This is a genomic window from Euzebya rosea, assembly GCF_003073135.1.
Lineage (GTDB): Bacteria > Actinomycetota > Nitriliruptoria > Euzebyales > Euzebyaceae > Euzebya > Euzebya rosea.
Window position 1 is genome coordinate 1 of record NZ_PGDQ01000013.1, and the last position, 11,567, is coordinate 11,567.

The following is an 11,567-nucleotide window of genomic DNA, read 5'->3' on the forward strand; positions in this document are numbered from 1 at the left end:
GGGGAGGGGATCCCACCCGTCGGCGTCCTCCGTGTGGCATCCCCAGCCGCAAGGGAGGCTGATCGCACACGGGGCCCGTCGGGCCGAGCCGGCCGCGGCCCTCGGGCTCACCCGACGCGTCAGGCCCCGGCCCGTGTGACCGGGGCCTGACGCGTTGGGCCGACGATCGTCAGTCGTGCAGCGGGAGTCCGAGACCGCCCGCCTGCTCGCCCGGCAGGGTCGTCCGGCGGATGCCGTGGCCGAACGTGGCCGCGGTCAGGGTGTTGGTCCCGACGTGGTGGCGCAGCTCCAGCACCGGCACCGCCGGCAGGTCGCCGACCCGCAGCCACGACGTGCCGTCGTCGGTCGACATGAACACGCCGACGTCGGTGGCCACGGCCGGGTCGCCGTCGATGAGGATCACGTCGTTGATCGGTGCGCCCGGCAGGTCACCCGAGACGTCGGTGAACGTCGCGCCGCCGTCGGTCGTGCGGAACAGCTGTGCCCCCTCCTCGCCCTGGCGGAAGCCCGAGTAGGCCACCCACGCGCTGTTGCCCGTCGGGTCGGCCGGGTCGGCGGTGACGGAGGTGATCCACGTGCGCTCGGGCAGCCCGAGGTCGCCATCGTTGTCGTCGGTGGTGGTGGGGTCGCCGTCGTCGACCAGCGTCCAGCCGCCGCTGCTGTCCTGCGGCACGCCACGTCCGACCGCGGGCAGGGTCGAGGCGGCATGGGTGACCCACAGCCGGCCCTCGTCGGTTCCGACCCAGACGGTGTTGCCGTCGGGGTGGGTCGCGATGGTCGTCACGACGCCGCGCAGCCGGTAGCCGCTGTTGGGGTCGGTCTGCTCGGGCTGCGACGACAGGTCCCCGGAGATGGTCCTGAACGCGGTGCCCTCGTTGGTCGAACGATGCAGCTGTGCACCCGCCGTGTAGATCGTGTCGGGGTTGTTGGGGTCGAACTGGATGTCGGCCAGCCAGCCGTAGCGGTCGCTCGGCATGCGCATGCCGCCGACCAGCAGCGGCGCCCCGCCCTTCGCCCGACCGCAGCCGCCGTACTGCGAGCAGTAGTACGTCGTCGACGGATCGCCCGGGTCGACGCGCGTCACGATGCCGTCACCGCAGAAGCCGTACTTCATCCACGCCGCGCTGCCGGCCTCGACGTCACCGACGTGGTGCATGCACAGGTTGTCCTGCAGTCCGGAGACGACGTACTGGGCGGTCTGCTCGTCGACGTCGACGGAGTAGTGCTGGGTCCAGCCCTGCGAGGCGCCGGTCACCCACGTGCCTGCCGCACCGTTGGCGGCCGAGCGGTACACCCCACCGTCGTTGCCGAGGTAGACCAGCCCCGGCACGTCCGGCGACCACACCATCGTGTGCTGGTCGGAGTGCACGATGGCCTGGTTGGCGCCCGTGACGACCAGGGCGGTGGTGTTGGACTGGGGGAGGAACGTCGAGCCGCCGTCGAGGGACTCGATGACCTCCAGCCCGGCCGCGTACAGGTGGTCGGCGTTCAGGGGGTCGACGAAGATCCGGGCGAACCACCAGCCGTAGGAGGAGTTGTTGGCGGCCAGCCCGAACGGCTCGCTGCGGGTGAACGACCGCCCGCCGTCGTCGGAGCTGAACCACGCGCCGTGGGTGCCGTCGAGGGTGTTGGCGATCATCGCGTACACGCGGCTGGGGTCGGAGGGGGCGAAGGCCAGGCCGATGCGGCCGGTCTCCTCCTCCGGGGTGTAGAGCCGGTCCTCGAGGTCGTTGCGGGTCCGGTCGCCCTCGCCGAGGGCGATGTCGGTGACGTGCATCCAGGTGGTGCCGCCGTCCTCGGTCAGCCACACCGACGAACCGGGTCCGGCGTAGACGCGCTTCTCGGGCGTGCGGTAGTGGTCCCACATCGCGACGAGGATCCGGTCGGAGTCGCTCGGGTCGATGGCGACGTCGACCGCGCCCGTGGTCTCGCGGTTCGGCAGGGCGGTGTCGGCCTGCGGGAAGATCAGCTCCCAGGTGTCACCGGCGTCGGGCGAGCGGTACAGGCCGCGTTCCCCACCGGGCACGAACAGGTCGCCGGCCGCGGCCGCGTAGACGGTGTCGCCGTCGTTGGGGTCCACCACGATCCGACCGAACGCGCCCGAGTCGGGCAGGCCGGACAGCTGCCAGCTGGCGCCGTCGTCACGGGAGACGTACAGGCCGGTGCCGCCGTAGACGACCGAGCCGCCGCCGGGGTTGGCCTCGCCGGTGCCGACGTAGAGCGTCCCGTCCGGTCCGGCGGCCATGGCGCCCAGCGCCTGGGTCAGCTCGGGGTCCCACCGTGGGCTGTAGGTCGTGCCCGCGTCGGCGGAGTGCCACACGCCACCGGAGGCCGTGGCCACCCAGACCTCGTTGGGACGACCGGGCACCAGCGCGAGGTCCACGACGCGGCCGCCGATCTCGGTCGGGCCGAGCAGGTCCCACTCGAGGTCGGCCACCGCCGGGTTGACCGCCCGCGTGCGGTCGGCGATCGCGGCGGACTCCGCCAGCGTGCCGGCGTAGTCGATGCTCGCCCCCTCCACACCACGCTGGGAGTCGAACCACTCACCCGGTGCCTGGAGGGGCGGCAGCTCCAGCCGCGGGTCGGCCAGCGGTGCTGTCTGACCGCGGGGGAGGAGGGTCGTGACGACCAGTCCGAGCACCAGCAGCGTGATGGCGGCCAGCGCCGTCAGCGGACGACGGGGGGAGAGGAGGCTCTGCATGCTCGGGGTGTTCGCCACGGCCGGCCGGAACTCCTGCCGGCAGCACCTCCCCGATCGTGCCGATCATCGTCCGGGGCCGATGCAGGCCCCGATCGCGCCGACCGGTGGGCGGCCTGGCCGCGCCGATCGTGCCGATCATCGTCCGGGGGCGATGCAGGCCCCGATCGCGCCGACCGGCGGACGGCCCGGCAGCCCCGCCCCGATCGCGCGGACCGGCGGGCGGGGCCGGCCGAGCCGATCGTGTCGAGCCGTTCAGGCCGGGGTGGGCCAGCGGGCGACCAGGCTGCCCACGCCGTCGACGACCTGATGGGTGACGCGTTCGGCCGGGCCCGCCAGGGCGACGGCGACGGCCAGGGCGGGGACGCCGCGAGCCGCAGCCTCCTCGGCGTCGCCGACGAGCTCGGGTTCGAGCACCCCCGCCCGTACACCCGCGACGACGGCGTGGTCGTACGCCGCGGCACGCTGCTCGCCGACCGAGGGGCGGGGCGGCTTGGGGCCGTGCCCCGCCGACAGGTCTCCCGCGACCACCAGCGCATCGACGTCGGCCGTGCTCCGAACCCAGTCAGCCACGTCGTCGGCCCCGGCACCCGAGGACGGCACACCGACCGCGATGACCGACCGGACCACCTCCAGCCGACTCACCGCACAGGCCAGCACCGACAGGTCGGCCCCCGGGTGGACGTCGACCCCGGGGAGGCCCGGTGGCCGTCCGCTGACCCGCGCCGTCACCTCCGGCAGGCCCAGCCCGCCGAGGTGGACGTCGCCGCCCGGCGGGTGCAGGCGCACGGCCCCGTCGACGGCTGCCGGGTCCGCGGCCAGCACGACCACCACACCCGTCACGTCGGCCAGGACGCGGGCGACCTCGTCGCGCATGCCGTGGATGGCCGGATCGTCGCCGGTCCGGACCGACGGCAGCACGAGGGCGGTGGAGGGGATGGCGACGACGAGCACGGTCACGACGGTAGCCGAGGTGCCGGAAGGAGTGGACGTGGGTGACGTCGAACGTGGAACCGAACCCGATTCACGAAAGGTCGACAGATGCGAACCATCCGACTCCTCCTGGCCGCTGCCCTCCTCTCGGCGATGGTCGCCGTGCCGGCATCCGCTGGCGTCGAGCCCGCGGTGGCCCAGGCCATCTCCGGCTCCGTCCTCGTGCCCAACCCGACCAAGGCCGCGCTGCCGGTGACCCGGCACACCCGCTCCGCCATGTTCGTCGGCCCCGAGGCGCAGGGCGTCGTCAGCTGGTTCTTCGAGGTCGACCCCGCGACCGTCGGCGGCACCTTCGAGCTGACCTCCAGCGTCGACGCCGACCTCGACATCATCTTCTACTCCGACCCGGGCGGGCTGAACGCCACCCCGACGGCATCGGGTGAGTTCGTCGGCACCGGCATCGACGGCGAGTCCGGGATCATCCCGCTCGGATCGACCCACGCCACCATCTACCCCGCGTCGGGCGGCAACGTGCCCTTCGACTACGCCGGCTTCGAGGCGCAGCAGGTCCTGCTCAGCGGCGACCTCGACGTCGAGATCCGGTCCGGCCAGCGCCTGGTCTTCGTCAACGACACCGACGAGTACGGCTTCGTCCGTGGCGAGAAGTTCTCCTCCGGCGAGGGCCCGGCCTCCGGCATGCCCCGCGGTGCCACCTTCACCTACGACGGGGCCACCGCCCTGTTCGGCACGACCACGATCCCCTACGAGACCCACATGGGGTCCGGGACCATCACCGTCACCGCCGGCTGACCGACCCCGACAGCAGGACGGCCGACCCCTCGGGGTCGGCCGTTCGTCGTCCGGGGCCGGGGGTCAGGCCTCTGCGTCGGCCTCGTCGGTGGCGGTGGCGCGCTCGATCAGCGCCGTCGCCTCCTCCTCGGTGACCTTCAGCGCGATGGCCAGCTCGCCGGCGAGCTTCGCGGTGGCCGACCGCAGGTGGTCCTTGTCGCGCATGGCCAGCGGCTTGTCGCGGTCCTCGCGGAGCGCCTGCAGGCTGCGGACGATCTTGGCCAGCGCCTCGGCGTCGCCGTCGAGCAGTCGCTTCTGGTTGCGCCGTCGCCGGGCCGAGTGACCCGGGTCCTTCAGGGGGTCCTCGGCGAGCAGCTCGAGGATCGCCTCGGCGTCCTCCTCGCTGATGGGGTCCCGGACGCCGACCGCCTCCACCTCGCTGGTGGGGATGAGGATGCGCATGTCGCCCACCTCGATGGTGACGTACTCCACGGGGCCGTCAGGGGTGTCGCGCATCTGCACCGCCACGACACGGCCGGGACCGTGGATGGAGTGGACGACGTCGTCGCCGGGTTCGAGAGCCATACCCTCCCAACCTACGGCGCGACCGCCGGTTCGCTCCGCTGGCGCCGCCGGAAACAGGCTGAACTGGCAGGATGCGGCGCATGTTGCTGCGACTCGGCGCCACCACCCTCGACCTGCATCGCCGCATGGCGGTCATGGCGATCGTCAACCGGACACCCGACTCGTTCTACGACCGCGGCGCCACCTACGCCCTCGATGCCTCGGTGGACCATGCCCTGGCCCAGGTGGAGGAGGGGGCCGACCTCGTCGACGTGGGCGGCGTCAAGGCAGGGCCGGGCGAGGACGTCGACACCGCCGCCGAGCTCGACCGCATCGTCCCCTTCGTCGAGGCGTTCCGTCGTCGCAGCGACGCTCCTCTGTCGATCGACACGTTCCGGGCGGAGGTGGCCGACGCGGCGCTGTCGGCCGGGGCGGACCTGATCAACGACACCTCGGGCCTCTCGGACCCGGCGCTTGCCGGCGTCGTCGCACGGCACGACGCCGCCCTGGTGGTCATGCACTCCGGCGGCGACATCCGCCAGCGGCCGATGCGCAACCACTACCACCCCGACGTGACGACGGTGGTCCGCGACGAGCTCGCCCGGCTGCTCGAGGAGGCCGTCGCGGCCGGGGTCGACCGCGACCGGATCGTCGTCGACCCGGGCCACGACTTCCGCAAGAACACCCTCCACTCCCTGGAGGTCACCAGGAACCTGCCGGTCCTGGCCGAGCTCGGCCGGCCGGTGCTCGTCGCCCTGTCAAACAAGGACTTCATCGGCGAGTCGCTGGACCTGCCGCTGGAGGAACGCGTCGACGCGTCCATCGGGGCGGCGGTCGTCAGCATGACCCTGGGGGCCCGCATGGTGCGGGTCCACGAAACGCAGCGGACCGTCCGCGCGGTGCGCATGGCCGAGGTGATCCTCGGCTGGCGCGACCCGCTGCGGACGGTCCGTGGGCTGGCGTGAGGCCGGCGCCCGGAGGGACGCCGAGACCTAGAAGGAGAAGCTGCTGATCGACAGGTCGAGGGTGAGGCTGTCGGCGGGGGTGCCCGTGAAGGAGTAGACCTCGTCCACGGAGATCGTCTTGCAGTGTCCCATGGACAGGCTGGCGGTCTCGGTGGTGTCCGACGCGTCGTAGGTGGTGCCGCCGATGACCATGTCGTAGTCCGTCAGCTCGTCGAAGATGCCGTTGGTCCACGAGAGGGTCACGTTCACGGTCTTCTTGAGGCCGACCTCCACGCCCTCCAGGTCGACGAGGTAGGTGCCGCCGGACAGCGCCTCGCCGACGCCGAGCACGCCCCAGGGGGTCTCCACGTCAGCGGTCACACCCGTGGCCGTCGTGACCACGGGAAGCCCGTTGGGGTTGGCGCAGGGACCGTTCAGGACAGGATCGGCCGTGGCGGGAATGGCCACGGCAAGGACGGTGAGGACGGACAGGGCGAGGATGATGAGGCGCATGGACGGTCTGTTCGCCAAGCGGGCACCGCACTCCTCCTTCCTCAACGAAGGTTGGCGCAGCATCGGGCTGCGACCGTTCGCCGTCCGTCGGTCGTCGGGCGAGTCGGCGTAGGATCCGGCGACCATGCGGATCGACCCAGCAGCCACCGTCGCCGAGGACGCCCAGATCGGCGAGGGCACCATGGTGTGGGGCCTCGCCCAGGTCCGTGACGGGGCCCGGCTGGGCGAGGAGTGCATCATCGGCCGCGGCGCGTTCATCGACACCGGCGTGGTGCTCGGCGACCGCTGCAAGGTGCAGAACAACGCGCTGGTGTATGCACCCGCCTCGCTGGAGGACGGTGTCTTCATCGGTCCGGCGGCGATCCTGACCAACGACCTGCGGCCGCGTTCGATCGCACCCGACGGCACGCTCAAGCGTGGCGCGGACTGGGCTGCGGCCGGGGTGACGATCCGTCACGGTGCGGCCATCGGCGCCGGCGCCATCGTCGTGGCCGGCGTCACCGTGGGGCGCTGGGCGATGGTCGCGGCGGGTGCCACGGTCGCCAGCGACGTGCCGGACCACGCGTTGGTCGCGGGGGTGCCGGCACGACAGCTCGGCTGGGTCTGCGCCTGCGGCGGCCGACTGCAGCAGGACCCCGACGACGACGGCCGCTGGGTGTGCCGGGAGGACGGCGTCGGCCACCGCGCGACCCACGGCACGATGGCCGCGGAGGACTGAATGCTCCGGGCGGGTGTCATCGGGCTTGGGACAATGGGGCGCCACCACGTCCGGGTGCTGCGGGCCATGGAGGGCGTCGACTTCGTCGGGGTGGCCGACCCGTCGGGTGATCCGCACGGCGCCGCTCAGGGCGGACGGGTGTTCATCAGCGACGAGCAGCTGATCGAGGGCGGGCTGGACATGGCGGTGCTGTCCGCCCCGACCGAACACCACGAGCAGGTCGCGATGCGCCTGGCCGGGGCGGGGGTCCCCACCCTGGTGGAGAAACCGCTGGCCCACACCCTCGACGCCGCGACGAGGATCACCGAGGCGTTCGAGACCGCGGGGCTGGTCGGTGCCGTCGGCCACATCGAGCGGTTCAACCCGGCCCTGCAGGCCATGCGGACGAAGCTGGAGGAGGGGCTCCTCGGCGAGCTGTACCAGATCGCCACCCGCCGCCAGGGGCCGTTCCCCGTTCGCATCAAGGACGTCGGCGTGATCCTCGACCTGGCGACCCACGACGTCGACCTGACCGCCTGGGTCGGTGGATCGTCGGTGGCTGCCATCAGCGCGCGGACCGCCCACAAGACGGGGCGCCCCCACGAGGACCTGGTCGCGGCGACCGGCGTGCTGGCCGACGGCACCGTCACCAACCACCTCGTGAACTGGCTGTCGCCCTACAAGGAACGCGAGATCGTCGCGCTGGGTGAGGCCGGCGCGCTGATCGCCGACACGGTGACCGCTGACCTGACCTTCCACGCCAACGGCTCGGAGCTCAACCAGTGGGAGGAGCTGACGCGCTTCCGCGGGGTGTCGGAGGGCGACGTGATCCGCTACTCAATCCCCAAGCCCGAACCGTTGATGACGGAGATGCTGGCCTTCCGTGACGCCGTGCTCGGCGAGCCGGCGGCCGTGGTCACGATGCGGGAGGGCCTGGCGGCCGTGCGGGTGGCCGAGGCGATGCGACTGTCCGCCCGCGAGGGGGTCACCAGCTACCTGGAGGACGACGAGCCGACCACCGCCTGACCCGTCCGGCGGTCACGCGTCAGCGAGGACCTCCCGGGCACGGTCCAGGTGCGCGTCGGACAGGCCGTAGGCCTCGCCGAGCTGGATGCGGTCTGCCGCGCCCCCGAACCGTTCGACGATGGCCTCGCCGAGCACGTCGGGGTCGGCGACGATCGCGAAGGCGTCGACGACCTCCTCGTCGATGATCGCCGGCATCCGGCCCCACCCGTCGGAGCGCGACAGGCGGTGCAGCTCCTCGCCGAGCTCGCCCCAGCCGTGGGCCTCCAGCACCGGCCGGTACGCGGGGGTCGAGCCGTAGAAGCCGATCTGCTGCAGCACCGCCTGCCGGGCGCCCGCCCGCTGCTCGTCGGTGTAGCCGGTGATCACGAACGGCGGCAGCACGACCTCGACGTCCTCGCGGGTCCGGCCCTCCACACGGGCGACGCCCTCCTCCACCGCCGGGAGGGTCGTCTCGGTGAAGTAGGTGGCCGTCGTGAACCCGTGGCAGAGGATGCCGTCGGCGACCTCGCCGGCGACGCGCGTCATGCCCGGCCCGACGGCAGCCAGCCACACCTCCGGGGTGACCGTGTTCGGAGGCGGCGTGAACATGGGCGTCATGATCGAGTGGGTGTAGTACTCGCCGCGGAACGCCAGCTCCTCCCCGTCGTTCCAGCAGGACCAGATGGCATGCAGGGCCTGGACGAACTCACGCATGGCCGCGGCCGGACGGTCGGGCCAGTCCTGGGAGAACCGCTTGGTGATGTGCGGCTTGATCTGGGAGCCGAGGCCCAGCAGGAACGGCCGGTCACCCAACGCCTGCTGGATGTTGTGCGCCGACTGCGCGACGGTCATGGGGTTGCGCGCGAACGCGACGGTGATCGCCGTGCCCAGCTGGATCCGGTCCGTCGCCACGGCCGCCACCGCGCAGGGCAGGAACGGGTCGTACTGGACCTCCGAGGTCAACCAGGCGTCATAACCCCGGGCTTCGGCGTTGCGGACCACCTCGCCGATGTCGCGGAGCGGATGGCCGTAGGTGATGGTGTCGAGCTTCACGGGCGACACGCTAGAGGACCGTTGTGTCGGATCACGGGTTCGTCGCCGGGGTCACTCGTGCGAACGGGGTTGCCTCACGTGGACGGCGGGGCTGCCGAGGAGACTGCTGGCATGGCCCGCACGTCGCCACCTCCTGCACCGCTGCTGTCCGCCGCCCTGATCGTCCGCGACGAGGAGGCGGTCATCGAGCGCTGCCTCGCCTCGTTGCAGGAGGTCGTGGACGAGGTCGTCGTGCTGGACACCGGGTCGACCGACCGGACCGTCGCGCTGGCTCGCGCGACCGGCGCACGGGTCGTGGAGGGGACGTGGCACGACGACTTCGGCCGATCGCGCAACGAGGTGCTGGACCACTGCGTCGGCCGCTGGGCCGTGATCGTCGATGCCGACGAGGTGCTGTTCGTGCACGACGTGGCCGGCCTGCGACGGACGCTGCGCCGGTCGCGGGCGGACGCCCTCCAGGTCACCGTCGACAGCTACCGCGACGACGTCGGCACGGTGGGCATGTCCCACCAGAGCCTGCGGGTGCTGCGGCGACGCCGGGTCCGCTACGAGGGTCGGCTGCACGAGGAGGTCCGGCCCGTCCGTCCGGACGCGTCGCTGCAGGTGGAGCGCACGTCGCTGATCACGATCGGCCACTGGGGCTACATCCAGCGGATCGTGGAGGAGCGGGGCAAGACCGAGCGCAACATCCGCATCTGCGAGGCTGCGATCGCCGAGGGCGCCGGGCTGCGCGGCGTCGTCGACCTGGGCCGGACGCTGGCTGCGGCCGGCCGGCTCGAGGAGGCCCTGGTGCGGTTCGAGGAGGCGCGGGCGGCCGATGACGGGTTCACCCGCCGGACGGCCCTGGCCCACGGCGCGGCCACGCTGGTCCGCCTCGAGCGGGCGACCGAGGCGCTGACGTGGGTGGATCAGCTCGGTGCCGCGTCGCGGTTCGAGGGCGCGGTCGACGTGCTTCGTGCCGAGGTGCTGGTGGCGCTCGGCCGGACCGACGCCTTCGTGGCGGCCTACGAGCGGGCGCTGGCCGCGGCGGAGGGCAACGGCGGGGTCGTGCCGCACGACGATGGGGTGGGGCCGGCCGCCGAGCGCGTCCGGGCCGACCTCGGCTCGGCGCTGCTGGCCGCCGGGCGGACCGAGGAGGGGGTCGCCCACCTGCTGGAGGCGGCCGGTGAGGGGGCGATGCGGATCTGGCCGCAGCTGGTGGCCGGGTACCACCAGCTGGGGCAGCTCGAGCGGGTGGCCGCGCTGCTGGACCCGGAGGGTGACGTCGACCGCTGCCGGCTGGTCCTGGCCGAGCTCGCCGCCGATCCGGGACCGGGTGTGTCGGCGCTCCTGGAGGTCCTCGACGACGCGTACCCCGGCAGCGCGCTGACCGTGGCCTTCGCGCCGCTGGTGGCCGACCACCTGCACCTGGAGCAGGCCGTCAAGTGGTCCGCCCGCGCCCGCGCCGCCGGCCTGTCCGCCCACTGTCCGCTCGCGAGCCGAGCCACGAGCGAAACGTTGGGTGCCACCGACCGGCTGCTCAGCGCGGCGGTACTGGTCGAGCTGTTCGACGACGATCGCGGGCGCCACGGGGTGGAGGCCGTCGCCGCTGTCCTCGATCCGCCGTTGTTCGGCGACCTGCTCGGGCTGGTGGGCCAGCTGGCACCTGCGGCGCTGGAGCTGCTGGTGCTGTCGGCCGTGACCACGCCGGCGCGGGGCGTGGCCATGGCCAGGGCGCTCGGTGCGCATGGCGAGCGGGACGCCGCGCGCGAGGTGCTGGCCCACGGGTTGTCGCTGGGCCACGTCGACCCCGCCGTGCGACAGGACGCCGATGACCTGCTGGCCGAGCTGTCGGCCCGACCCGAGCAGGCCTAGCTGGCGGCGAAGAGGGTGGGGCCGGCCGAGGTGCGGGGCGCGGGAGCGGCGATGTCGAGCGTCAGCAGCAGCGTCGGGGCCTCCATGCCGGGGAGGGGGAGGTGTCGACCGCCGTTGGGGTCGTCGACCGGCAGCGTGCGGCCGACCGCGCGCAGGTGGTCGTCGAGGCGGGTGACCAGCACGTCGAGCTGACCGGCAACCCAGCGCGCCTCGGAGGGGTCCTGCTCACCGACCGGCAGGCCTGCCGGCACCGACCCGTGACCGGTGACGATGGACACGACGTGCCAGCCGGACCGCTGCGGCGGGTTGGTCACGGCCAGCCCCGTCGCGTCGGGGTGGTGCCTGGCCACGAGCCTGCCCAGCATCTGCAGCAGCACCTCGGCGGCATCCCCGTGGGCGTCCATGCAGCGGCCCTCTGCATCGGCCAGCGCGAGCGTCAGGTCGGTCGGCATGGCGGGGACGGCTCGCATGGGGAACTCCGGTCGGATCGGGCACACGATCGTATCCGTCGCCGGGG

General features: G+C 72.8%; 11 protein-coding genes. 5 read left to right on the forward strand and 6 right to left on the reverse strand.

What is annotated here, in order from left to right; all coding sequences use genetic code 11:
* Window positions 1–169 precede the first annotated feature (169 nt).
* Both CUC05_RS16895 and CUC05_RS16905 read right to left on the reverse strand, forming a co-directional pair.
* On the reverse strand, window positions 170–2,719 hold the full coding sequence (locus CUC05_RS16895; RefSeq protein ID WP_157965679.1) for a WD40/YVTN/BNR-like repeat-containing protein: 2,550 nt from the start codon (window positions 2,717–2,719) through the stop codon (window positions 170–172).
* Between the two features lie 234 nt (window positions 2,720–2,953).
* Window positions 2,954–3,658 (reverse strand): hypothetical protein, encoded by a 705-nt coding sequence (locus CUC05_RS16905; RefSeq protein WP_108667312.1) that lies wholly within the window; start codon window positions 3,656–3,658, stop codon window positions 2,954–2,956.
* A gap of 81 nt (window positions 3,659–3,739) precedes the next feature.
* Here CUC05_RS16905 and CUC05_RS16910 point away from each other — a divergent pair, with 81 nt between their 5' ends.
* Window positions 3,740–4,441, forward strand: a complete 702-nt coding sequence (locus CUC05_RS16910; protein ID WP_108667313.1) for a hypothetical protein — start codon at window positions 3,740–3,742, stop codon at window positions 4,439–4,441.
* A 63-nt stretch (window positions 4,442–4,504) separates the two neighbouring features.
* On the opposite strand, the gene CUC05_RS16915 is transcribed toward CUC05_RS16910, so the two are convergent.
* The gene (locus CUC05_RS16915) at window positions 4,505–5,005 is read right to left on the reverse strand and encodes a CarD family transcriptional regulator (protein ID WP_108667314.1); all 501 of its coding nucleotides are present in this window, start codon (window positions 5,003–5,005) and stop codon (window positions 4,505–4,507) included.
* Between the two features lie 80 nt (window positions 5,006–5,085).
* Between CUC05_RS16915 and folP the strand changes: the two genes are divergently transcribed.
* Window positions 5,086–5,949 (forward strand): dihydropteroate synthase, encoded by an 864-nt coding sequence (gene folP / locus CUC05_RS16920; protein ID WP_205712394.1) that lies wholly within the window; start codon window positions 5,086–5,088, stop codon window positions 5,947–5,949.
* A 27-nt stretch (window positions 5,950–5,976) separates the two neighbouring features.
* Here the strand turns inward: folP and CUC05_RS16925 are convergent, their stop codons facing one another.
* Window positions 5,977–6,441: a hypothetical protein gene (locus CUC05_RS16925; protein WP_108667315.1), complete on the reverse strand. Its 465-nt coding sequence runs from the start codon at window positions 6,439–6,441 to the stop codon at window positions 5,977–5,979.
* A gap of 124 nt (window positions 6,442–6,565) precedes the next feature.
* On the opposite strand from CUC05_RS16925, the gene CUC05_RS16930 reads away from it, so the two are divergent.
* The gene (locus CUC05_RS16930) at window positions 6,566–7,159 is read left to right on the forward strand and encodes an acyltransferase (protein ID WP_108667316.1); all 594 of its coding nucleotides are present in this window, start codon (window positions 6,566–6,568) and stop codon (window positions 7,157–7,159) included.
* Complete coding sequence (locus CUC05_RS16935) at window positions 7,160–8,164, forward strand: Gfo/Idh/MocA family protein (RefSeq protein WP_108667317.1); 1,005 nt, start codon at window positions 7,160–7,162, stop codon at window positions 8,162–8,164.
* Between the two features lie 12 nt (window positions 8,165–8,176).
* Here the strand turns inward: CUC05_RS16935 and CUC05_RS16940 are convergent, their stop codons facing one another.
* A complete protein-coding gene (locus tag CUC05_RS16940; protein WP_157965680.1) occupies window positions 8,177–9,196 on the reverse strand; it encodes a TIGR03617 family F420-dependent LLM class oxidoreductase in 1,020 nt (339 codons plus the stop codon).
* Window positions 9,197–9,307: 111 nt separating this feature from the next.
* Here CUC05_RS16940 and CUC05_RS16945 point away from each other — a divergent pair, with 111 nt between their 5' ends.
* Window positions 9,308–11,050: a glycosyltransferase gene (locus CUC05_RS16945; RefSeq protein WP_170128044.1), complete on the forward strand. Its 1,743-nt coding sequence runs from the start codon at window positions 9,308–9,310 to the stop codon at window positions 11,048–11,050.
* Here the strand turns inward: CUC05_RS16945 and CUC05_RS16950 are convergent.
* On the reverse strand, window positions 11,047–11,520 hold the full coding sequence (locus tag CUC05_RS16950) for a hypothetical protein (RefSeq protein WP_157965681.1): 474 nt from the start codon (window positions 11,518–11,520) through the stop codon (window positions 11,047–11,049). The genes CUC05_RS16945 and CUC05_RS16950 overlap by 4 nt on opposite strands.
* Window positions 11,521–11,567 lie beyond the last annotated feature (47 nt).